At 40.7% G+C, this 23,428-nt stretch carries 22 protein-coding genes and 1 other RNA gene; 14 read left to right on the forward strand and 9 right to left on the reverse strand.

Annotated features, from left to right (window positions below; all coding sequences use genetic code 11):
• Window positions 1-25: 25 nt before the first annotated feature.
• A complete protein-coding gene (locus PSM_RS02310; protein ID WP_013464034.1) occupies window positions 26-1,408 on the reverse strand; it encodes an MBL fold metallo-hydrolase RNA specificity domain-containing protein in 1,383 nt (460 codons plus the stop codon).
• Window positions 1,409-1,783: 375 nt separating this feature from the next.
• Here PSM_RS02310 and PSM_RS02315 point away from each other — a divergent pair, with 375 nt between their 5' ends.
• Window positions 1,784-2,155: a GxxExxY protein gene (locus tag PSM_RS02315; RefSeq protein ID WP_013464035.1), complete on the forward strand. Its 372-nt coding sequence runs from the start codon at window positions 1,784-1,786 to the stop codon at window positions 2,153-2,155.
• A 392-nt stretch (window positions 2,156-2,547) separates the two neighbouring features.
• Here the strand turns inward: PSM_RS02315 and PSM_RS02320 are convergent, their stop codons facing one another.
• Entirely contained in the window at window positions 2,548-3,471 is a 924-nt protein-coding gene (locus PSM_RS02320; RefSeq protein ID WP_013464036.1) for a manganese-dependent inorganic pyrophosphatase, read from the reverse strand.
• Window positions 3,472-3,588: 117 nt separating this feature from the next.
• Here PSM_RS02320 and PSM_RS02325 point away from each other — a divergent pair, with 117 nt between their 5' ends.
• Both PSM_RS02325 and mutM read left to right on the forward strand, forming a co-directional pair.
• Window positions 3,589-4,089, forward strand: a complete 501-nt coding sequence (locus PSM_RS02325; protein ID WP_013464037.1) for a hypothetical protein — start codon at window positions 3,589-3,591, stop codon at window positions 4,087-4,089.
• A 12-nt stretch (window positions 4,090-4,101) separates the two neighbouring features.
• Complete coding sequence (gene mutM, locus PSM_RS02330; RefSeq protein ID WP_041695614.1) at window positions 4,102-4,911, forward strand: bifunctional DNA-formamidopyrimidine glycosylase/DNA-(apurinic or apyrimidinic site) lyase; 810 nt, start codon at window positions 4,102-4,104, stop codon at window positions 4,909-4,911.
• Window positions 4,912-4,955: 44 nt separating this feature from the next.
• On the opposite strand, the gene PSM_RS02335 is transcribed toward mutM, so the two are convergent.
• Window positions 4,956-5,303 (reverse strand): four helix bundle protein, encoded by a 348-nt coding sequence (locus tag PSM_RS02335; protein ID WP_013464039.1) that lies wholly within the window; start codon window positions 5,301-5,303, stop codon window positions 4,956-4,958.
• 435 nt (window positions 5,304-5,738) lie between these two features.
• Here PSM_RS02335 and rplM point away from each other — a divergent pair, with 435 nt between their 5' ends.
• The 8 genes from rplM (at window position 5,739) to PSM_RS02380 (ending at window position 11,494) form a co-directional block, all read left to right on the forward strand.
• A complete protein-coding gene (rplM, locus tag PSM_RS02345) occupies window positions 5,739-6,167 on the forward strand; it encodes a 50S ribosomal protein L13 (protein WP_008110876.1) in 429 nt (142 codons plus the stop codon).
• An 8-nt stretch (window positions 6,168-6,175) separates the two neighbouring features.
• Window positions 6,176-6,568 carry a 30S ribosomal protein S9 gene (rpsI, locus tag PSM_RS02350; protein WP_024600778.1) on the forward strand — a complete coding sequence of 131 codons (393 nt, stop codon included), beginning with the start codon at window positions 6,176-6,178 and terminating at the stop codon, window positions 6,566-6,568.
• Between the two features lie 205 nt (window positions 6,569-6,773).
• Window positions 6,774-7,121 (forward strand): four helix bundle protein, encoded by a 348-nt coding sequence (locus tag PSM_RS02355; protein ID WP_041695837.1) that lies wholly within the window; start codon window positions 6,774-6,776, stop codon window positions 7,119-7,121.
• A 634-nt stretch (window positions 7,122-7,755) separates the two neighbouring features.
• The gene (gene petA, locus PSM_RS02360) at window positions 7,756-8,346 is read left to right on the forward strand and encodes a ubiquinol-cytochrome c reductase iron-sulfur subunit (protein WP_008110867.1); all 591 of its coding nucleotides are present in this window, start codon (window positions 7,756-7,758) and stop codon (window positions 8,344-8,346) included.
• Complete coding sequence (locus PSM_RS02365; RefSeq protein ID WP_008110864.1) at window positions 8,346-9,611, forward strand: cytochrome b; 1,266 nt, start codon at window positions 8,346-8,348, stop codon at window positions 9,609-9,611. The genes petA and PSM_RS02365 overlap by 1 nt, the downstream gene beginning before the upstream one ends.
• Window positions 9,608-10,351 (forward strand): cytochrome c1, encoded by a 744-nt coding sequence (locus tag PSM_RS02370; protein ID WP_008110862.1) that lies wholly within the window; start codon window positions 9,608-9,610, stop codon window positions 10,349-10,351. Before PSM_RS02365 ends, PSM_RS02370 begins: the two co-directional genes overlap by 4 nt.
• A 79-nt stretch (window positions 10,352-10,430) precedes the next feature.
• Entirely contained in the window at window positions 10,431-11,057 is a 627-nt protein-coding gene (gene sspA / locus PSM_RS02375; RefSeq protein WP_013464041.1) for a stringent starvation protein SspA, read from the forward strand.
• Complete coding sequence (locus tag PSM_RS02380; protein ID WP_013464042.1) at window positions 11,057-11,494, forward strand: ClpXP protease specificity-enhancing factor; 438 nt, start codon at window positions 11,057-11,059, stop codon at window positions 11,492-11,494. The genes sspA and PSM_RS02380 overlap by 1 nt, the downstream gene beginning before the upstream one ends.
• Before the next feature lie 1,211 nt (window positions 11,495-12,705).
• Here PSM_RS02380 and dolP read toward each other — a convergent pair.
• From dolP to PSM_RS02410, 4 genes are all read right to left on the reverse strand, one after another.
• The gene (dolP, locus tag PSM_RS02395; protein WP_013464043.1) at window positions 12,706-13,272 is read right to left on the reverse strand and encodes a division/outer membrane stress-associated lipid-binding lipoprotein; all 567 of its coding nucleotides are present in this window, start codon (window positions 13,270-13,272) and stop codon (window positions 12,706-12,708) included.
• Window positions 13,265-13,858, reverse strand: coding sequence for an SIS domain-containing protein (locus PSM_RS02400; protein WP_013464044.1), 594 nt, complete (start codon window positions 13,856-13,858; stop codon window positions 13,265-13,267). Before PSM_RS02400 ends, dolP begins: the two co-directional genes overlap by 8 nt.
• 151 nt (window positions 13,859-14,009) lie before the next feature.
• Complete coding sequence (locus PSM_RS02405; RefSeq protein ID WP_013464045.1) at window positions 14,010-14,381, reverse strand: YraN family protein; 372 nt, start codon at window positions 14,379-14,381, stop codon at window positions 14,010-14,012.
• 9 nt (window positions 14,382-14,390) lie between these two features.
• On the reverse strand, window positions 14,391-16,271 hold the full coding sequence (locus PSM_RS02410; RefSeq protein ID WP_013464046.1) for a penicillin-binding protein activator: 1,881 nt from the start codon (window positions 16,269-16,271) through the stop codon (window positions 14,391-14,393).
• 60 nt (window positions 16,272-16,331) lie between these two features.
• On the opposite strand from PSM_RS02410, the gene rsmI reads away from it, so the two are divergent.
• A complete protein-coding gene (rsmI, locus tag PSM_RS02415; protein WP_008468384.1) occupies window positions 16,332-17,189 on the forward strand; it encodes a 16S rRNA (cytidine(1402)-2'-O)-methyltransferase in 858 nt (285 codons plus the stop codon).
• 42 nt (window positions 17,190-17,231) lie between these two features.
• Window positions 17,232-17,597: RNase P RNA component class A (gene rnpB, locus PSM_RS18310), an RNA gene on the forward strand.
• A 207-nt stretch (window positions 17,598-17,804) separates the two neighbouring features.
• On the opposite strand, the gene PSM_RS02420 is transcribed toward rnpB, so the two are convergent.
• Entirely contained in the window at window positions 17,805-18,908 is a 1,104-nt protein-coding gene (locus PSM_RS02420) for a mechanosensitive ion channel family protein (protein WP_013464047.1), read from the reverse strand.
• A 389-nt stretch (window positions 18,909-19,297) separates the two neighbouring features.
• Here PSM_RS02420 and PSM_RS02425 point away from each other — a divergent pair, with 389 nt between their 5' ends.
• Complete coding sequence (locus tag PSM_RS02425) at window positions 19,298-20,245, forward strand: YihY/virulence factor BrkB family protein (protein WP_013464048.1); 948 nt, start codon at window positions 19,298-19,300, stop codon at window positions 20,243-20,245.
• A gap of 23 nt (window positions 20,246-20,268) precedes the next feature.
• On the opposite strand, the gene PSM_RS02430 is transcribed toward PSM_RS02425, so the two are convergent.
• The gene (locus PSM_RS02430) at window positions 20,269-23,295 is read right to left on the reverse strand and encodes a bifunctional diguanylate cyclase/phosphodiesterase (RefSeq protein WP_013464049.1); all 3,027 of its coding nucleotides are present in this window, start codon (window positions 23,293-23,295) and stop codon (window positions 20,269-20,271) included.
• Window positions 23,296-23,428: the final 133 nt, after the last annotated feature.

A 23,428-nucleotide genomic window follows, 5' to 3' on the forward strand; every position in this document is an offset into this window, starting at 1 on the left:
ATCTGACTTCTTATTTTACTGTTATTTATCCCTTGCCAATTTCTACCGTCACCTCATCTCCCAATATTTCTCTGTATTTTGCTGCGAGTGTATTTTTAGCGTCATCATCGCCGTGAACTATTTTTATATGGTGGGGCTTTTTGCGCATACCGGTTACAAATTTGATGAGACCTGCTTGATCTGCATGAGCACTATAACCGCTTATAGTGTGTATTTTGGCGTTAATATTCACCCTAGTATTATTTATCAACACATAGCCATTTTGTGGGCCATAGGTTTGTATATCGCGACCCAGCGTGCCGCGCCCTTGGTAACCTACAAAGAGTACATCGGTGGTTTTGTCGGTTAAAAAGCGCTCTAAGTAATTAACTATACGCCCGCCGGTGCACATACCGCTTGCAGCTAGAATAATTGCAGGTGTTTGGCGGCTGGCTAAGTAATTTATTAACGCTAAGTGCTCGCTATGGGTGTTTATAGTAGTGAGGTTTTCAAAGTCGAGTGGGTGGCGACCTTTGGCTACTTTTTGTTTTGCCTCTTCATCCCATAAGCATTTAAACTTTCGGTACTGCTGAGTAAAATTAGCCGCCATAGGCGAGTCGAGTATTACTTGTATTGTGCGCCAAGGTGAATTTTTAGCAGAAGCATGAATTAGCTGTTCAAGTTCGTATAACAGCTCTTGCGTGCGGCCAATACTGAAGGCAGGCACAAGTACTACGCCGTTATCGGCAACGGCGCGTTCAATCACGTTTTTTAAGGTTTGCGTACGTTGTTTACGACCTTGGTGATTTTTATCACCATAAGTTGACTCTATGACTAAGGTATCGGCTTTATAGGGCGCTTTAGGTGCGGGTAGTAAAGGCGTATAGGGCGCCCCTAAATCACCAGAAAAAACCACTCTATGAATCTTGATCGCTTTATAATGAGGCGTGCTTATGTCTATTTCTACAAAAGCGGAGCCTAAAATATGCCCTGCTCGTTGTAGTCGGGCTTTCGCTTTGTGTTCACCTTTGCAAGGAAGCTCAAACCAGGCTTTAAAGTCTACAGCTACAACTTGTTGTTTAAGTAGCCTTAAGCAGGCATCTATTATTTTTTGGTCTCGCGTAACGCCCACTTTTAATGCATCTTCAATGACTAAAGGCAATAAGCTTGCTGATGCAACAGAGGTAAATATAGGGCCTTTAAAGCCAGCCATCAGTAAATAGGGAATTCGGCCAACATGATCAATATGGCAATGGGTAACTATTAATGCGCGAACAGTGTCTATATTAAATTCAATGCTTAGATCATCTACAGAATCTTCACCCTGGAATAGTCCGCAATCAATTAGAAAAGAGCTTTGGTCGTTTATTATCAGCTGGTGGCATGAGCCTGTTACGCCATTGACTGCTCCATGGTGAAGTATGTGCATTTTATGTCCTTATTTATTGTTTTTTTACCAGTTTAGAGTAATTTTTTGCGATGTGCGATGTGCGATGTGCGATGTGCGATTTGCTAGTAAAAACCTAGAGCCTATGGGAGTTTTTCAAATATTTTGAAGGCGGGGCTTTATGCCGTTCAGCTGTAGCTCTGGGTTCATCCCGCATCTTTTGGTGATTTTTTACCACAGAGGTAACAGAGTACAAAGAGGAAGTGATTAAAGGTAAAGAGCAGTTATTATGTCAGATATCAGTAATTGATTTCTCGGTTTAGTGCTTCGATTTTCACTGTGATTCAAAATAATCCTTTAGACGAGAAAGTGACTATACTGTCAAAATAAATTACAAGGAAGTGGATAAAAATATCAATGGAAACAGATTTACTAACTCATAAAGTTATTGGTTGCGCCATTGAGGTTCATAAAAATTTAGGTCCTGGTTTATTAGAGTCTAGTTATGAAAGTTGCCTAATGTATGAACTAAATCAATCCGGACTGCTAGCTATTGCACAAGCTGAACTACCTATAAAATATAAGAATGTATCAATCGATACAGGTTATAGACTTGATATATTGTTACCGGATAAGCTAATTGTTGAGTTAAAAGCAGTTGATAAATTGCGGCCTATTCATTCTGCTCAGTTGATGACGTATTTAAAGCTGACAGGAATAAGAACAGGTCTACTAGTTAATTTTAATGAAGTTAAGCTCGTTGACGGTATTAAAAGGATCAGAGTTTAATTACTTTACTTCCTAAATAACTTCAAGATTAAGAAGTTACAACTGACTGTCTTCTCGGTGTAGCGCGAAGCGCCTCAGTGTTCTCTGTTGTGCAAAAAATTAAAACACTATTTACCACCGAGGTCACAGAGTGCACAGAGGAAGTGATTAAAAATAAAAACAGGTAGCTGTCAGCGTTCAGTAAGGTATTACTCTGTGTAGCGCGAAGCGCCTCGGTGTTCTCTGTGGTTCAAAAGTGGGCTGCGAACTTACCTACCCACTGCGCGGGGTAAACTCCCGCCTACAGGTATAAAAAACCTTGCGATATTAACCGCAAGGTTTTTAAATTTCTCGAACCTCGAACCTCGAACCTCGAACCTCGAACCTCGAACCTCGAACCTCGAACCTCGAACCTAGCTCTTAAAAGCGTCTTGTAGTGGTGGTACTACTTGCTTTTTACGGCTCAATACGCCATCTAGCCATACTTTACCGTCTTCTGGCTTTTCACCATAGGCTTGCTCAACAAGGCTGGCATCGTCTGATGCAATCAGCATTTGTGAGCCTTCTTTCATAATGTCGGTTAGTAGTAAAAATACTGAATGACGACCGCCTTCTTCTTTAAGCTTGGCAATGTCAGCTTCAAGGTCAGCTTTAATCTCGTCAAATACTGCAAGGTCAATAACTTCTAACTGACCAATGCCAACAAGGTTACCGTTCATGTTAAAGTCTTTAAAGTCACGCATTACTAAATCACGTACAGGCGTATCTTCAACGGCTGATTTAACGCGGAACATGTCCATGCCTAGTTCTTTAAAGTCTTCAATGCCTGCAATTTCAGCAAGGGCTTCAACACATTTAATGTCGGCAGTGGTACAGGTTGGTGATTTAAAAATAACCGTGTCGCTTAATATGGCGCAAAGCATAATGCCAGCAATATCTTTAGGGATCTCTACGTTATAAAAATCGTACATCATCTTAATAATGGTGTTTGAACAACCAACAGGGCGGATCCAACACTCAAGTGGTGTTGATGAGGTTAAATCACCTAATTTATGGTGATCAACTACGCCAACAACGCGAGCTTGGTCGATATCATCAGGTGCTTGGGTTTTTTCTGTGTGGTCTACAATGTAAACGTCTTCGCCAGCGTAGCTAAGTTTAAGCTCAGGTGCTTCGAAGCCAAATTTATCTAAAATGAACTGTGTTTCTGGTGATACTTCACCAAGGCGGGTTGGAATTGCCGGCTCATCAATTTGGTTTTTTAAATAAGCCAGTGCAATTGCACCACATATTGAATCTGAATCTGGGATTTTATGGCCCACTACATACATTGACATTGACTAAACTCCTTAAAATTTGCCGATATTCTAGCAAAGTATCCAGCTTTTAACATATAGACAGTGCAATTAAGTTTTAGCTAAACTTGAAAACCTTATATAAATTAGGAACTGCATATGCGATTAAGCCGCAAAGGTTGGAACAATGTTATTATTTTTTCTATGTTGATCATGATCTTCTTTTTAAATGGTCTTCATAAAAAGATTGGATCCGATGAAACGCAGGCGCAACTGCAGCCACTACTTCCTGTGCAAAGCTTTGTGTTAACACTTGAATTTAGCGACCAAAAAATTGAGCGCATTGGTACAAGCTGGCGTACTACTGCTTTGATCAAAGAGGTACCGCTTAGTTGGCAAGGTTCAGAGCAGCAACTTAGTGAGCTTGTTTATTTATGGCAAAATACAGCGTTAATGACGACAGCCACACCTGATGCGCTTGATATTAATAAGCCACTATCGGCAGCGACGTTTGAACTCGCCGGTGAGCCCCTACCTTGGATGTACTTATTATATAAAGCAAATGGTGAGTATTATCTTCTCGAGAAAACCAGTCAGCGGCTAATGTTGCTTGATTTAAGCACTGCCAAGCAATTATTTCCTAGTTTTACCTTTTCATAGTGAGTTTTATAAATGCCTGAATTACCAGAAGTAGAAGTTAGCCGCATGGGCATTACCCCCCATGTGCTAAACCAAGTCGTTACTAAGGTAAACATTCATAATGCCAGTATGCGCTGGCCTGTGCCAGATGAGGTATACCAACTTGAAGGGTTGGTGGTTAGCAGTATTGAACGCCGCGCAAAATACTTGCTATTAGAATGTGAGCTTGGGGCGGCTATATTGCATTTAGGTATGTCGGGGAACTTGCGGGTTGTGAACGCCAATGAGCCACTTAAAAAGCATGACCATGTTGAGTTTATTTTAGCGAATAATAAGGCGCTGCGTTTAAACGATCCACGTCGCTTTGGTTGCTGTTTATGGCAAGCACCCAATGAAGAGCATAAGCTACTTGCTAAATTAGGCCCTGAACCACTCACTGATGACTTTTTTGCTAAACGTGTTTATGAGCAATCACGTAATAAAAAAGTGCCCGTTAAGCAGTTTATTATGAATAACGCCGTTGTGGTGGGGGTCGGTAATATTTATGCTAACGAGTCGTTATTTAAAGCGGGTATTGACCCTCGTAAAGAAGCCGGAAAGGTAAGCCTTAAACGCTACCAAGCGTTAATCCCAATTATAAAAGACACCTTAGCCGCTGCAATTACCCAAGGCGGCACGACGTTAAAAGACTTTGCCCAAAGTGACGGTAAGCCAGGCTACTTTGCGCAACAGCTATTAGTGTATGGCCGAAAAGGCCAGCCTTGTGTAAATTGCGATACAGCACTAACAGAAATTCGTTTAGGCCAACGCAGCACTGTTTTTTGTGAGGTGTGTCAGAAGTAGAGAATAGCTGTCAGCTGTAAGTTTTCAGCTGTCAGTAAGAATGGTTACTCACTTGTTTTTATTTTTGCTATCAAACTTGTTAGCATTTTTGACAGCTGGACTGTTTCATTTAGCCAAGACTTACCTATGTCGGTATCAATATAGTTAATATCGATGCCAATATATATTTGGGTTCTTGCCTCAGCAAGCGAAGAGCGAGCGATATCTAAAAAGCGTGTTTTTTCTTTATCACTCTCTCTTGTCATGCCCTCAGCTATATTACTAGGAACAGATAAACCAGAGCGTGTTAATTGATCTCTAAAGCTAAAGTCTTTAATTAGTTGTGTATTTCTGTAAATATCAGCGCTAAGGCGGGCTGAACGCTTCCATACATCTAAGTTTTCAAAGTTCATAATACAAAATCCTTATGCTCAGTTTTTATCCTAGTTGATATTTTATTAACTACAAATATCTATTTTCAGCAAGGAAGTATTTTCTGTTGACTCTAAAGTTATAATTAGCTTTTCTGACCGCTGACCGCTGACCGCTGACCGCTGACCGCTGACCGCTGACCGCTGACCGCTGACCGCTGACCGCTGACCGCTGACCGCTGACCGCTGACCGCTGAGTAATAACTTTTCTTGCGGAAAAAACAACCGGCCGGTAGCAATGTGATTTAAGTGCTGGTATACTCCCGCGTCTGCCACGTTGCGTTCTATGTCCTCATATAGTTTAGCCACTTGTGAGCGGCGAAAAAGTCTAAAACTCGAAGGGGTTGTAGCATACTTAGAGCGGTAGTTAAACATAACTACCTGTGGTTTTAATTGAAAAACATTGGATTTTTATAAATGAAAACGTTTGTTGCTAAACCAGAAACAGTAAAACGTGACTGGTACGTAGTTGACGCTGAAGATAAAACTTTAGGTCGCATCGCTACTGAAATCGCTCATCGCCTACGCGGTAAGCACAAAGCTGAGTACACACCACACGTAGATACTGGTGATTACATCATCGTTATCAACGCTGAGAAAGTTACTGTTACTGGTAACAAATTCAAAGATAAAGTGTACTACGCTCACTCTGGTTTCCCAGGTGGTCTTAAGTCTACTACTTTTGATAAACTTCAAGCTGCAAAGCCTGAAATGATCATCGAAAAAGCTGTTAAAGGCATGTTGCCACGTGGTCCTTTAGGCCGCGCTATGTTCCGCAAACTTAAAGTTTACGCGGGTACTGAGCATAACCATGCTGCACAACAGCCTCAGGTTCTAGACATTTAAGGAGCACTATCATGGCAAATCAATACTACGGTACAGGTCGTCGTAAAAGTTCAAGTGCTCGCGTATTCTTACGCCCAGGCACTGGTAACATCGTAATCAACAAGCGCTCTTTAGAAGAGTACTTTGGTCGCGAAACAGCACGCATGGTTGTTCGTCAAGCTCTTGAGCTTGTAGACATGACTGAAAAATTTGACCTTCACATCACCGTTGCCGGTGGTGGTACTACTGGTCAAGCTGGTGCTATCCGTCACGGTATCACTCGTGCACTTATGGAGTTTGACGAGTCATTACGTCCACAACTTCGTAAAGCAGGTTTCGTTACTCGTGATGCACGTAAAGTTGAACGTAAGAAAGTGGGTCTTAAGAAAGCGCGTAAGCGTCCACAGTTCTCAAAACGTTAATTTTTACGTTATCAAGAATTCAAAAACCCAGCTTATGCTGGGTTTTTTGTTTTGTAGCTATAAGATTTTGGTTCAAGGCTCAAGGCTCAAGGCTCAAGGCTCAAGGCTCAAGGTTTAAGGTTCAAGCTATAAGTTTGATCTAAGCTTTGTGTCTTTCTTATTTTACAGTTATAAGTTAAGCATGTTTCAGCTGACTGGTTATGTTATGAGGTTTGAAGATTTAAGGGTATGGCAACGTTCAGCCGATTTAGCTTGCGAGATTTATTTACATTTTAAGCAGAGCAAAGAGTTTGGTTTAAAAGATCAAATAACACGATCTGCACTTTCAATTTCTTCAAATATAGCTGAGGGTTATGAACGAGTAACACCTAAAGATTATACTCGATTTTTATCATATTCTAAGGGGAGCTGTGGAGAATTACGCTCTCAAATTTACATTGCATTAAAAATAGGAGAGGTTGATACGACAAAGGCCACTGAATGGATTGAGGAAACTCGTGAGCTTTCCCGTATGATTTCAGCATTGATGAAATCAATCGATGCTTGGAAATAAGAGGTTCAAAATTAATATTCATTCAAAAATATATGAGTATGTTTCGCCTTTCGCCTTTCGCCTTTCGCCTTTCGCCTTTCGCCTTTCGCCTTTCGCCTTTCGCCTTTCACCTTTCACCTTTCACCTTTCACCTTTCACCTTTCACCTTTCATCTTCAATTTTCCCTTTAAGACTAATGTCGACATTAGCTTGATCAAAATAGGCCAAGTATGCGTATTTATTGAACGAAAGCTTAAAAATGACCGACTAACGCAAAAAAAGTTAAATAATTATCGCAATTAGTTTAAATCCATCAGTTAATTGGTGAATTTTTTTGCTACAATTGGCGGGCAAATAAAGTGAATGAGTTTAATGTCGCCAAATTCAGTGGTTACTGTACTTAGTTGGTGAGATTGTACTTGTTTACAAATTGTTTTTACGGAAGCGATACTATAGTCATTTGGTTTCATACTCGAGCTAACTTAATCAACTATTTGAGCAAGTCAGGATTATTCGAGCAGGAGGCTGTGAATAACCTTGTTTTAAACAAGGGTTTTAATTATGATCGTTTCTCTTTTAAAATTCGAAAAATTAACCTGCTGTAACTGATGTTCTCAATATAGCAAGTGTTGAGAATCATAGTGGAGATAAGTGGATGAGCAATGCGCCTGTAGACAATGGCCGACGTCGCTTTTTAACCATAGCTACCTCTGTTGTTGGTGGTGTTGGTGCGGCTGGGGCTGCTGTTCCTTTTATTGCGTCTTGGAATCCAAGTGAGCGAGCTAAATCTGCGGGTGCGCCTGTAGAAGTAGATATCAGCAAACTTGAGCCAGGACAATTAATACGTGTCGAGTGGCGTGGTAAACCTGTATGGGTTGTATCACGGACCCCAAAAATGCTTGAGCAGATGAAAGAACATGAAGGTCAACTTCGTGATCCGCAATCGCAAGAGCCACAACAATTAGAATCATCAACCAATGATTTCCGTTCATTACGCCCAGAGATTTTTGTCGCTGTAGGTATTTGTACGCATTTGGGTTGTTCACCTAGCTTTTTACAAGGTGGCTTTGGTGAGAAAGTGGAAGGGACTGATGACGGTTTTTACTGTCCATGTCACGGTTCTAAGTTTGATATGGCCGGCCGTGTATTTCAATCGGTACCTGCACCATTAAATTTAGAAGTTCCACCATATACTTTTCTTGATGAGACCACTATTTTAGTGGGCGAAGAACAAGGGGTGGCCTAATGTTTGGAAAAATTGTTGAGTGGATAGACGACCGTATCCCAATGACACGTGTTTGGAACATGCACATTGCACAGTATCCAGCACCAAAAAACTTTAACTTCTGGTACTTCTTTGGCTCACTCGCTATGTTAGTACTAGTTAACCAAATCCTTACCGGTATTTGGTTAACGATGAACTATGTACCATCTGCTGAAGGTGCGTTTGCATCAGTAGAATACATCATGCGTGATGTAGAGTACGGTTGGTTATTACGTTATTTGCATTCAACGGGTGCATCTGCGTTCTTCATCGTTGTTTACATGCATATGTTCCGTGGCATGATCTACGGTTCTTACCAAAAACCACGTGAATTACTGTGGTTATTCGGTATGTTTATTTTCCTAGCCCTAATGGCTGAAGCGTTCATGGGTTACTTATTACCATGGGGTCAAATGTCGTTTTGGGGTGCACAGGTAATCATTTCACTGTTCGGCGCTATTCCGGTAATTGGTGATGACTTAACACTGTGGATTCGTGGTGACTACGTTATTTCGGGTGCAACGCTTAACCGCTTCTTTGCATTGCACGTAATAGCATTACCACTGGTTATTGTTATCTTAGTATTTTTACACATTGTTGCATTGCACGAAGTGGGTTCTAACAACCCTGACGGTATTGATAACAAACGTAAAAAAGGAACCGTGGCTGAAGAAGACAAGCCTAAATTTAAGTTCCATGAATACTACACAGATAAAAAAGACATTATTGATGCGATACCGTTCCACCCTTATTACACAGTAAAAGATATTGTGGGTGTGGTTGGCTTCTTAATCTTGTTCTGTTGGGTGGTGTTCTTTATGCCTGCAATGGGTGGTTTCTTCCTAGAAGCGCCAAACTTTGAACCGGCAAACCCACTTAAAACACCAGCGCATATTTTCCCTGTTTGGTACTTTACGCCGTTTTATGCAATCTTACGTGCGATTCCAGACAAGCTAATGGGTGTTGCAGCAATGGGTGCATCTATTGTCGTGCTAGCATTATTGCCTTGGATTGACCGTGGTTCGGTTCGTTCAGTTCGTTACCGTTGTGGTTTCCACAAATGGAACATTGCAGGCTTTGTAGTTACTTTCGTTCTTTTAGGTTGGGTTGGTGCTACACCTCAAACTGACTTTAAAACGCTTGTTTCGCAAATCTGTACTGTGACTTACTTTATGTTCTTCGTACTGTTATTTGTTTACAGTAAGAATGAAAAAACTAAGCCATTGCCTGAGAGGTTAACGAAATGATGAAAAAGCTACTTATTGGTTTATTCGCTTTATCAGTAAACGTATTACCAGCAATGGCGGCAGGCCCGTCAGTTCCTCTAATGGAAGCGGGTAACGATATATCTGATCAACCTTCTTTGCAACGTGGCGCAAAGTTGTTCATGAACTACTGTCTTGGTTGTCACCAAATGCAGTATCAACGTTATGAACGTACTTTCCGCGATATTGGTATTCCAACAGAGATTGGTCAAGAGCAACTTATTTTTGATGGTTCAAAAGTAGGTAGTCATATCAATAATGCAATGAAGAAAGAAGATGCTGCAAAATGGTTTGGTGCGGCTCCGCCGGATCTAACTAATGTTGCGCGTGTGCGTGGCAGTGATTGGATTTACACCTATTTAAAATCGTTTTACAAAGATGAATCTCGTCCGTTTGGCGTAAATAATACGTTATTCCCATCAGTGGGTATGCCACATGTTCTTCAAGAGTTGCAAGGTGTTCCTACTGCAATTACTGAAGAAGTAACAGTAAATGGTAAAACAACCACTCATATTACTGGTACAGAAACAGATGGTACGGGCGAATTAAGTGTAGATGAATATGACCAAGCAGTTCGTGATTTAACGAATTTCCTAGAGTATGTAGGTGAACCTACACGTCTCGAATCGGAAGCGCTAGGTATTAAGGTACTTGGATTCTTAGTGATTCTATTTATCTTGGCATTTATGCTGAAGAAAGAATACTGGAGAGATGTTCATTAAGTTTGAACATATTTAAAGGTAATTTTGCAATAGGGGCTTAAGCCCCTATTGCTGTTTTAGTTATTTAATGGAGGTAGGCATGGCCGTAGCTGCCAATAAGCGCCCTGTAATGACCCTTTTTTCTGGTGCTAACTGTATGTATAGCCACCAAGTACGCATTGTACTTGCTGAAAAAGGTGTAAGTGTAGATATTCATATGGCTGAAAAGGATAATCTGCCAGAAGCACTTCACGAAATTAACCCTTACGGCACAGTGCCAACACTGATTGACCGTGAGCTTGGTTTATATCAGGCAAACATCATCATGGAATACCTTGATGAACGTTTTCCTCATCCTCCACTAATGCCTGTATACCCGGTCATGCGTGGTCGTAGTCGTTTAATGATGCACCGTATTGATACTGATTGGTACAGCCTAGCTGAAAAAATCATTAACAACACGTCTGAAGCAGCGCAAGCGCGTAAAGAGCTGACAGAAGCATTGCTTGCAATAGCACCGATCTTTAGTGAAGCGCCTTACTTTATGAGTGAAGAGTTTAGCTTGGTTGATTGTTACTTAGCTCCACTATTATGGCGTTTACCTGAGTTTGGTATTGAGCTAAATGGTGCAGGCTCTAAAGAACTTAAAGAGTATATGATCCGTTTATTTGAACGTGAATCATTCCAAGCTTCTTTAACTGAAGCAGAGCGTGAGATCCGTTTATAATGACCTCTAATCGTCCTTATTTACTACGCGCTTTTTTTGATTGGATTGTTGATAACGAATGCACACCACACTTAGTGGTTAATGCTGATTTTCCTGCAGTGCAAGTGCCAACACAGTTTGTCCAAGACGGCCAAATTGTATTGAACATAAGCCCTTCAGCGGTTACGCAGTTTTCGTTAGATAATTCTCAGCTTAGCTTTAACGCACGCTTTGGCGGTCAGCCAATGCAAGTGTACGTGCCTTTAGGGGCTGTACTTGCAATATATGCACGCGAAAATGGCGAAGGCACAGTCTTTACTGCAGATGAGTTTTTAGAGGACGAAGACGATTTTGCTCCAGAGCTTGAAAGTGTCGATTCATCACCTGAAATAGTTGATGAAACACCTGATCATAAGCCTGAAAAGAAAAAAGGCTCACATTTACGCGTTATAAAATAACCCTTAAATGTTAGATAAAAACCGCTTAATAAGCGGTTTTTTTATACCTGATTAAAAGTAGGCGAAAGGTGAAAGGGAAAAGGTGAAAGTTCACGGGCGACGAGCTGCGAGAAACGGGTTGAGATTGATTGGTGTAGCTGCGGGTTTATTCCGCGCATGTGGTTTTAGGTAATAAATTTATTCACAAAGAGGTTAAGAGACGCTGTGCTTTTAGAGCTAGTGAAAAAACAATTAATCACTCGGGCTCATGGTTATTGTTTTCTCATTTACTGCTCATTCACTTCTCTTTGTGCAAAAAGATCTTGAAGAGATTCTATTTACCACAGAGGGTGCAGAGCACACAGAGAAAATGATTAAAAACATGTTTTATTTGCTTTGTCTTCTCTGTGTAGCGCGAAGCGCCATCGGTGTTCTCTGTGGTAAGAAATGTTTTGTAGGCGGGGCTTTATGCCGCGCATGTGGTTTTAGGTAATAAATTTATTCACAAAGAGGTTAAGAGACGCTGTGCTTTTAGAGCTAGTGAAAAAACAATTAATCACTCGGGCTCATGGTTATTGTTTTCTCATTTACTTCTCTTTGTGCAAAAAGATCTTGAAGAGATTCTATTTACCACAGAGGGTGCAGAGCACACAGAGAAAATGATTAAAAACATGTTTTATTTGCTTTGTCTTCTCTGTGTAGCGCGAAGCGCATCGGTGTTCTCTGTGGTAAGAAATGTTTTGTAGGCGGGGCTTTATTCCGCGCATGTGGTTTTAGGTAATAAATTTATTCACAAAGAGGTTAAGAGACGCTGTGCTTTTAGAGCTAGTGAAAAAACAATTAATCACTCGGGCTCATGGTTATTGTTTTCTCATTTACTCCTCATTCACTTCTCTTTGTGCAAAAAGATCTTAAAGAGATTTTATTCACCACAGAGGTGGCAGAGCACACAGAGGAAATGATTAAAGACATGTTTTATTTGTCCTGTCTTCTCTGTGTAGCGCGAAGCGTCTCTGTGTACTCTGTGGTAAAAATGTTTTACGCCGTGCAAGTTTGATTTAAGTTCACGAGCGACGGGCCTCATACCTAAAACCTTGAACCTAATACACGCGGGGTGAACCCGCTGCTACAGGTATAAAAAAACCTTGCGATGTTAACCGCAAGGTTTTTAAATTTCTGAACCTCGAACCTCGAACCTCGAACCTCGAACCTCGAACCTCGAACCTTATTTTTTACAAATACTCAAACACTTTAATAACGCGCTCTACGCCAGAGATATTACGGGCAATATTAACGGCTTGGTTTGCTTCAGCGTCAGATACTAGCCCCATTAAGTATACTTCGGCATTTTCAGTCACTACTTTTATATTATTACTGCTGATGTTTTCAGCCGCTAAAAGCTGCGCTTTTACTTTTGAGGTTAACCATGAGTCGTGAGTTTGCGTGGTAATACCAATATTAGAGCCAATGCGTAGTTGGTTGTGAATTTTACGAATGCCAGATAGGTTCTCAATGGTTTTAAACGCTTGGTTTTTCATTTCTTGGTTCGGAACTTGCCCTACCATTAAAACCACGCCATTAACGCTTATAACGCTGATATGAGCAAACTTATTAAGACGTTCATCTTCACTAATAGCAATGCTGGCTTTTATTTCAATGTTGTTGTCGTCTATTTGCGAGCCAATGGTTCGTCTATCGTTTGCTGCAGTAACAGCACTGGCTGTGCCAGCCACTACAGCAGCAGCACAACCTTGTAATAACACAACGGTGCCTAAAATAATCAGGGAGCGTTTAAACATAATTTTCATCCTGCGGGAAAAGAGTTAAATCTACCAATTCACTTAAACAGTGAAGGTTAACTAAATGCGATTCAATAATGCGACTAGGGCGTTTAGACGGTGTACGTATTTCTACATCGTTGTGCCCAAGTAAGCCAACGAGTTCGCCGCCATCATCACCTACCATTACTATGACCTTCATATCTTTGGTTAGTGCCGCTTCTACTGCAGAAATTATATGTTTTTCATTGCCATTAATTGCTAATGCAAGGAGCAAATCACCTTGCTGAGCAAAGGCACGTACTTGGCGTGCAAAGGTATCGTGGTCATCTATTTGATGGCCTTGACCTAGGTTAATATTTTCTTGCGAAAGGGCAATTGCAGGTAAGCAAGGGCGCTCTGTTTCGTAAAAGTTTACTAATACGCCAGCCATGTGTTGTGCCAACATGTGGCAGTTTGCTGTGCCGCAACATATCAGTTTATTACCATTGATCAGGCTTTGTGCAATGGTGAATGCCGCTGACTCCAATGCGCTAGGAAGTACTTCACCTGCTGCAATTTGAACTTGAATACTTTCTTTAAAAATTTCTTTTATTGTGTCTTGCATGGATTACCAACAATTAATATCTAATTCTGTGTGAGCTCACACCCGCTTTATTAAGGATGATGATTTTTAGAAGCAGCTTGTTAATTTTTAACTACGCATTATGCAATTTAGCTGTTGTAATAATTGCTCACTCATTTGTATGTGCTCGGTATTAAAATACGTTTTTTAGCCAGTTTATGTGTAGTGATGGCTCGCCTGTTATAGCAACATAATCAATACGTAATGGCTGATTTTTTAAATTTTTAGCCGCGAGGTAATGATAAATAGCTCGTCTTAATTTTGCTTGCTTTTGCGGGCTTAAAGCATAATTAGCGCCGCCTTTTATATTATTTTTACGAAACTTAACCTCAACAAACACTAAGGTGTCACCGTCTTTCATAATGACATCAAGTTCGCCATAGGGGCAGTAGTAATTACGCTCAATCGCTTTTAAGCCTTGTGCTTCTAAATACTTTTGCGCTTGGCGCTCATAATACTGGCCTTTTTCACGACTATTTTGCCACAGCTGTTTAAACCACGACATGTCGACCCCTTAGTTAATTATGGTTATGCCATCGTTAGCTGATTGCATAAATAGCGGTACAGGGCGTTGTGTTTTTAACTCCACCGGTTTTATTCGGCGGTTGCTGTACTGAGCCCATTGCAGTGAACGTTCAATATCACCGGCACTATTAATCGACAATTTACCGCTCAACCCTGAAAAGTATTTATCGGGTGTAACACTCAATTGTCTAATATCGTTAAGCATGGTGACGGAATCATAAGCCATCGCAAATAAACGTTGGCTTATATCGGCTTGTTCAGGCCATAAATCATTGTATTGCTGACGCAGATTATGTTGCTTAATTTGTGAGTCTAACATCCAAGGCAGTTCAGTAAAGTAGAGTCCGTCTAAATCACCTTTGTCAGTGGTATCTATTTGCTTACTGTGGCTTTTAGAGCTGGCGTAAATAGGAATTCTATCGGCAAAGGTACTCACATTAACATCAAGGTAAGGCTTAATTAATCGGGTTTCAATGGCGTCGCCGAGTATGTAAATGGCATCAATATCTCCACGTGAGCGTGTTTCGCTTTCAACTTCTTTATTAAAAAGTGCTTTAACAGATTTAATACGCTCTTTTGACTTATCAACTTCTAACAAGCTAGTAATCGTATTGGGCATATCTTTGTTATCGTTGTAAAAACCAACTTGCGTGGTTGTTTCACTATAGCGTTGCCACTGCAGATTAAAGTAGTCAACTAAGCGCTGGCCATTGGTATTATTTGGCGCTAGCAACATCGGCTTTTGATAACCCTGTGCTAAAAAGTGCTCTAGCGTTTGCTGTACTTCATGTTCAGGATTAAGCGCAAAAAAGTAATGTTGCAGCGAGGTTCTTTCGCCATCAAAGGTATTTAAATGTAAGGTGGGTATATCGAGTAATGTATTGGTATTAGCGAGCTTATCTATATTGGCTTTTAATAGTGGACCAATAACAAAGTCAGGCTGTAACTGAGAAATTTGTGCGCTCAACGCTTCTGTTTCAGTGTTTTCATCTATAAACAGTGTTTCGTTGATCTCTTTTTTATCAAGCGCTGCCAATATACCGGCTTTTAAGGCATCCCCAAGGCGCTTATTAGCACCTGACTGAGGCAGTAAAACAACCAAACGCTCAATATTAATTGGCGCTAATTCATTAGCATACGTTTCTTGTTTTGGCAGTACATTGTTACCAGGATGCCCCAGGTAACGGCGGCGCCAATTATTAATGGCTTGGTCTAAATCAACCGAGCTGTTGGCGTAAACTTGATGATACAAAGCTAAGTTAACCCAACCTTGTTGGATCACAGAACCACGGTTAAATCGTTCTAATGCGTAAGATGAGAGTTGCTTTAAATTTTTCCAAAGTGCATCACTAAGCTGAGGAATTGAAATAGTGTTTTTAGTTGCAGATTCTGACGCCGCAAAAAAATAGGGTGCAGCACGTTTTGGCAAGTTTTGAGAAGCAAAAATGCTGGCAGTTAAAAATTGGTGCCAGGCAAAATGTTCGGGTTGCTTGAGTTGTCCCTCAAGTGAGTTTAATACTTCAAGTGCTTGCTGGTTTTTATTCTGCTCTTTTTGTGCAAAGGCAATATATAAACGGTTTTGAATTTGATCAACACTGGCAGTAAGTGCAAGTTCGCTACATATTGTTTCGAGTAGCGGCCAGTTTTCTTCCGTAATGGCGCTATCACGGGCACTATAAAGCAGTTGAATTTTATCTGCACCAAAACGGTTTTGCGCTAATTGATAAATCGATTGCGCGTTCAGAGCTTCATTTTTCAGCGTATTGGCACTGCTATTTAAGTTATCGCTGGTTTTAGTTGGTTTTTCGGTTGTGCTACACGCCGATAACCCTGACAATATAATTAATAGACTAACTAGTTTAAGTCGCACAATGATTTCCCATACGTTAACGCGATTTGCTTATATTACTGACTGACGCAGGAGACCTCAATGTTAAATGAGGAGAATTCACAGAAAATTGGCACTCTTTACGTTGTTGCCACCCCAATCGGCAATTATGACGACTTAAGTCAGCGTGCAATCGCGACATTATCGCAGGTTGACTTAATCGCTGCTGAAGACACTCGCCATACTGGCAAGCTACTCAGCCACTTTGGTATTAAGGCTAAAACCTTTGCGTTACATGACCATAATGAAAAGCAAAAAGCGCAGCAAATTATCGACCAACTTAATCAAGGGTTAAATATTGCATTAGTATCCGATGCCGGCACGCCGCTTATAAGCGACCCTGGTTATGCCGTTGTTAATTTATGCCGTGAGCAGGGCGCACTTGTAACACCTGTACCTGGTGCATGCGCTGCTATTACGGCGGTATGTTGTTCAGGGCTTCCAACCGACCGTTTTCAGTTTGTTGGCTTTACGCCCGCTAAAAGTAAAGCACGCCAAGATTTTTTTATTGATGCGGTTAACTCAAGTATTACCAGTATTATGTATGAAAGTACCCACCGTATTATGGCAAGCTTAGACGATTTAGAAGCAGCGCTAGGTGGTGAGCAGCAAGTGGTATTTGCCAAAGAGCTCACTAAAACATTTGAAACCTTTTTTAATGGCACAGTGACTGAGTTAAAGCAGTTTTTAACTGACGATCCTACTAAACAGCGCGGTGAAATAGTACTCATGCTGCCGGGTAAACCTAAGGTAGTTGACGATATTCCGCCAGAGGCACGCAAAATGTTAGCGCTACTTGAAAACGAAATGCCAATGAAAAAAGCCTGTGGCGTGGTGGCCGATTACTTTGGTATGAAGAAAAACGCGCTGTATAAAACAATTATTGAAGAAAAACAGTAAATGTTTACTGCGTAGTGTGGTGCTCTCATGTATACTGCGCGCCGAGTTAGCCAAGATAATCGCTGCCTGCAACGAAAATGCGCAGGGGGAGGAAAGTCCGGGCTCCACAGGGCAGAGTGCCAGTTAACGGCTGGGGGGCGTGAGCCCACGACAAGTGCAGCAGAGAGAAGACCGCCAATCTTCGGATTGGTAAGGGTGAAAGGGTGCGGTAAGAGCGCACCGGGCCGCTAGTAATAGTCGGTTGCAAGGTAAACTCCACTCGGAGCAAGACCAAATAGGGTTCCTTATGGCGTGGCCCACGTTGGAACCGGGTAGGTTGCTTGAGCCATAGAGCGATTTATGGCCTAGACGAATGATTATCACTTTCTTCGGAAAGGACAGAACCCGGCTTACCGGTTGACTCACTCATTCAATAAAAAAGCTCGCAGTTAACGCTGCGGGCTTTTTTGTGTTTGGAATAAGCTGTCAGGTTGCGGGCTTAAAACCTAAACTCGACGCGAGACTAACTATCGCCTTCAGGCATAAAAAACCTTGTAATGTTAACCGCAAAGCTTTTAAATTTCTCGAACCTCGAACCTCGAACCTCGAACCTCGAACCTCGAACCTCGAACCTATCTATATAATATTTTTACCCTGCTCAGGATCGCGTGATTCATCGGCTTGCTCGCGAATATCATCCGTATCACTGCTTACATCATCAATACTGTGTTCATGCTCTGTGGTTTTATGTTTTTGAATATGTGATTGCTCGTTAATTTCTTCTGTTGTCTCTGTTTTAGCTTCGCTTGCTATGGGATAAATATCTTCACCTTGGCTATTGAGCAATATACGCTCTCTGGCATTGTCAGGCATGCTTATATTATGTTGCGTAAAACTATTGATTAACTCTCGCATAAGCTGTGAGGCTACTTTTACCGTGCTGTATTGTTCGCCGTTGACCCAAAAGTAAACGGTAAAGTTAATAGTGGCGGAGCCTAAGTTATCAATCAATACTTGGGGAGGTGGATCGCTAAGCACAGAGGTTTGCTGCGATATTATACTAATTGCCAAACTTTGTGCGTCGCGAATGTCATTATCGTAGCCAATACCGATTGAAAAATGACCGCGCATTTTTGGATTAGCGGTTAAGTTTTTAATGGTATTTTTATACACAGTCGCATTGGGTATTTGAATATGATTGCCATCGTAGTCAACTAAAGTGGTTGCCCGTGCAGTTACTTTTTTAACAATACCAATTCTGCCATCAACTTCTATTACATCATCTATTTTAAATGGACGCTGTACACTTAAAAGTAAACTGGCAATAAAGTTCTCAGCAATATCCCGAAAGGCAAAGCCTAAAATAAGCCCAATTAATCCGGTGCCACTCATAATTGCGACCGCGAATTCGGTAAGTCCTGCCAAGCGTAAAAATAGATAAAACCCGAGTAAAATAATTAAGGTGCTAATACCTCGCCTAGCAACTAGATGTACTAATTTACTCTTGGTCATGTAAGTAACAGGCTTGATTAACAAGCGTGATAATGGTGTGGCAATTAAATAACTAATCACCAAAATAACAATCCCTAATAATAAAGTGGGCAGTAATTGCATGAATGTGTGTAGTAATTGCACGCTTTGATCTTTTAAAAAGCTCCAAGAAATTGAGTTTGGCTTAACGGTGTCGATTGCTGGAATTGATGTGTTATTAGCGAGTGTTGCAATTAAAGCATTGAGCATAGAGGTCATCCGTGTTAGGTCGAAGTAATTAGGGTCTGTGTTAAACAATAGCAGCAAGTCTAGGGTTTGTTGACCTTTGCGTATTAATATTTGTTCAAACTAGGGGCAATTTAATCGCGGCGCGAGGTTTGTAACCTAGTGGGCTAAGTAAAAGCCGAGCAACAAAGAGTTAATTGCCCCTAGGCAGAACCCTTCGGGCAGTGCCTGTTTGGCATTAATGCTACGTTATCGCCTATTTATGGGGAGTAACCACACCACTTAGGCTCTGCCTTGCCTAAACACCAAACAGACTGCTGCAAATTTAACCTTGAAAGTTCAACAGACCCTAATACCAAGCAGTATTTTTTTGGCAAACATTTTGCTACTTAATTAGGAAAAGGGAGTTAACTATGAGTGACTTTAAGCGTGGCCAAAGAGCCAAGCAGCCTAACCATATCCCTCTGCGTGGCTGGTGGGATATTACAAGGCGAATAGTAAAACAAATGAGCCGTGATAATTTATCTTTAGTGGCGGCTGGCGTGGCATTTTATGCGTTACTGGCTATTTTCCCCGCCATTGCGGCATTGGTGTCTGTGTATGCTTATTTTACATCACCGAATGATATTAGTGTGTATTTAAGTCAGTTTATGGCGTTATTACCACAAAGCACTCAAGAAATTATTTTATCTCAAGTTTCAAGTCTTGCGCAAAAGTCACAAACTAGTTTAAGCCTTAGTGCGCTGGGTACTTTACTGTTAACTATCTGGAGTAGCTCTAAGGGCAGCCAAGCGTTGATCACAGCATGTAATATTAGTTATCACGAATACGAAAAACGCTCATTCTTAAAGGCGCAACTTGTGCGTTTGTTATTTTCAGTGGGTGCAATTGTGGTGGCTGTAATAGCACTGGTAATTATAGGTATATTACCGCTAGCGCTTAATTTACTCGGAATTAAAGAGAGTATTGATTTTTTAATCATGCTTATATCATGGCCGTTGCTGGCATTGACCTTTAACTTTGCATTATTAATTTTATACCGTTATGCGCCTCACAGAAAAGCAGCTAAATGGCGCTGGGTTACCGTGGGCTCATTCACCGCCACCGTATTATGGATTGTGGCATCTTTTGGCTTTTCATTTTATGTATCTCATTTTGCTAGTTACAACGAAACATATGGCTCTTTAGGTGGAGTGGTTATTATGCTTATGTGGCTATTTATTAGCGCTTATATCATTATTTTGGGAGCCACAATCAATGCTGCGTTAGAGCAGCAAACCGCTCAAGACAGCACCATTGGACCAGATAAAAAAAGAGGGCAGCGAGGTGCGTATGTAGCAGACCACCTCGACACAAAGTAACCAGTATTAGGGCTAAATGACTTTTATTTCAAACTAATTACTTGATTTGTTGTTATCAGCTGCATAAACGAGGCTTTGTGCAGCGGCTTTGAAAACAAATAGCCTTGGCCATAATCACAACCGGCCTCAAGTAATAAATCCATTTGTAATTTTGTTTCTATGCCTTCGGCAATCACTTTTAAACCAAGCTGATGAGCCATCATGATAATTGCTTCACACAAAGCCAGCTCTTGACTGCCTTTTTGAATATTATCAACAAAGCGTTTATCTATTTTTAGGTAGTCGGTATCCATTTCTTGCAAGTAAGCAAGCGATGAATAACCGGTGCCAAAGTCATCAAGGGCCAATTGCATCCCTGACTTAACCAAGGCTTTCAAACGACTTTGGGTAAGTTCTTCAGGGTTAACCATTAAGCCTTCAGTAATTTCGGCCACAATCGCTGAGGCTGGTATATTTGCCGTTGCTAGCATATCGTACCATTCGTCTATGCCGCTATCGACGGTTGCCAATTGCACTGGTGAAACGTTAATGCTTATTTGAAATTCATCTTGAATGTGTTTTTTAATATCATTAAGTGTTTGTAGTGCCTCAGCAAATACAAATTGACCCAGCGCATTTATTTGTCTGGTTTCTTCAGCAAGAGGAATAAAGTCAGCAGGGCTGATCAGGCCTTTTTCTGGGTGTTGCCAACGAATAAGTCCCTCAGCTTTATGAACGTGTAAATCATTAAGGGATACAATAGGCTGATAATATAACTCAAATTGTTCTAGCTCTATAGCTGAGCGAAGCTCTTTGAGTAGTTGCATTCTTGCGTTTGCATCTTCACGCATATCATGTGAGAAAAATTCAAAGCCATTGCGACCGCTATTTTTTGCTTTATACATAGCTTGGTCAGCGGCTTTAAGTAATTGCTCTGGATTTTGGCCATCATCTGGCGCGCAGGCAATACCAATACTGGCACTGATATACACTTTTTCATCTTCAATAAAAATAGTGGAGGCAAGGCTAAGCAAAAGTGATTTTGCCATTTGCTTTATATTATCGCTGCCATGTAAATCACTAAATACAACAACAAACTCGTCTCCGCCAATTCGTGCTACAAAGTCAGCCTCTTTGGCCGTTTGCACAATTCGCTCAGATACTAACTTAAGTAATCTATCGCCGTAATGGTGGCCCAATGTGTCGTTAATATCTTTAAAATGATCAATATCTAATAGCATAATGACCAGTTTTTGATCTGCATTGGTAAGGTTTGCGAATCGTAGGTTTAAGCGCTCTTTTAGTTCTAATCGATTAGGCAAGTCGGTTAAATGATCAAAGTGCGCTTGTCGCCAAATTAATTCATCTGCTTGTTTTTTCTCGGTTAGGTCGGTAAAAATAGCAATACGACTAGTCGGGGCTTTATTTTTATCGTAAATAGTATCGATGGTTAACCATTCAACATACAGCTCGCCATTTTTACGACGATTGGTTATTTCACCTTGCCAACGCCCTGTTTTATTGAGCGATTGCCACATGTAATTATAAAACTGCTTATCGTGTTTACCCGATGATAAAATACCAATAGTTTGATTGAGTACTTCTTTTCGAGAATACAAAGTTGTTTCACAAAACGCAGGATTCACATCATAAATAACCCCATTTTCATCCGTGATTGCCATGCCTTCACTGCTGTTGTTGTAAACTAATGACGCTAAATGCAACGATTCTTGATTTTGCTTTCGTTGCGTGATGTTACTAATAACGATAATAAACTCATCGGCTTTTTTCATTGGGCTAATTTTAGCTTCATAAAAATGATTATCTTGTTTATGTTCAAGCTCAACAGTGACAGGGGCGTTCAGGGGTATTAAGTACCCTTGCACTTGTTTTAAATTAGCATCAGAGAATAAACACGATAATTTTTTAGGGGGTGTTGAATGGCTATAATTTAACGATTTAATACGTCCACCGGTATCAAGAATATTGCCATTGGCATCTACGCGTAAAAAAGCATCGGGTAATGCATTAAGCAGGCTATTGAGCTCGTCATGCTTATGTTTAAGGCATGCTTCAGCCGTTAAGCGAGTCTCGGCCATGTATTTAAAACGATGGTAAAGTCTATTTAGCTCAGGACTATTGGGCTGCTCATCGTCATGAGGCATATTACCGGCCGCTAAGCGGTTAACCGCCTGCGTTAAACTTTTAATCGGATTTAAAATGCTTTTATTGACCAGTCGTCTAGCTAATACAGCTAAAAGAAGAATGGTCATTAAAAATCCTAAAACCATTTTTACAAAGTTAATATCTATCCGCTCAAGTGTTTTATCTATTGGTTGAGTAATATAAATAGAGAGCTTATTGTCATTGCCATCTCGATAGAGAGTCGTTTGATGAAAAACTCTACGGATACCATCTTTTCCTTTAAAAATGACACCTGCTTGTAAATTATGTTCTAAATCAAACTCTTCCAATTTATAACCTAATCTATCGGCTGAAAAAGGGGAGTTGGCTAAAATAAGATTATTAGAGTCAGTGATGGCGACTCGAACTTCTGTCGGTAAATTCAAGCTATTAAGTGCCGAGCTCCACCAGTCTAAAGCAATTACAGTTACTATCACGCCTTCAATATCATTGTTTTCATTAAGAATAGGGGAAGCAAAGTTAATGCTCTGGGCTTCAAGGCTGCGATCGTGCTGGAAATGGCCAATACTAAACTCTTTACTGGCGAGTGCGTTTTTAAAGTAGGGACGATCACTAACGTTGATATTAGGGGCACCATTATTTGAGGAACAAATTAAATCGCCGTCTTTGTTTACTAAACCAATATTCGCGATATTGCCATTGAGTGCCTTAACATCTAAAAAATACGAAGGGCAGCGAGAAGATAAAGACTTAATGTCTTTCTGCTTTTTTGCTAAAAACTCAGTAATATGCTCTACATCATTAATCATGCTTTGCTGCTTGATAATTAGGTGCTCAGTGATAGAGCGCACTTTTTTCTCGTGCTCTTTAATAGCCGCGTCACGACTAAACCACAAGGTTACTAAAATGACAGCAGCTACAGGCATGCAAATTAGCATAAGTAGTCGATAAAGCTGATGTTTTAATGATGCAGTAAAAATAATCGTATCCAAATAAATATAGGGTAAAACTCTGACCAATAATTCTACTATAAATAACCTTTAATGTACTAAGGTTATA

It is taken from the genome of Pseudoalteromonas sp. SM9913, from assembly GCF_000184065.1.
GTDB classification, from domain to species: domain Bacteria; phylum Pseudomonadota; class Gammaproteobacteria; order Enterobacterales; family Alteromonadaceae; genus Pseudoalteromonas; species Pseudoalteromonas tetraodonis.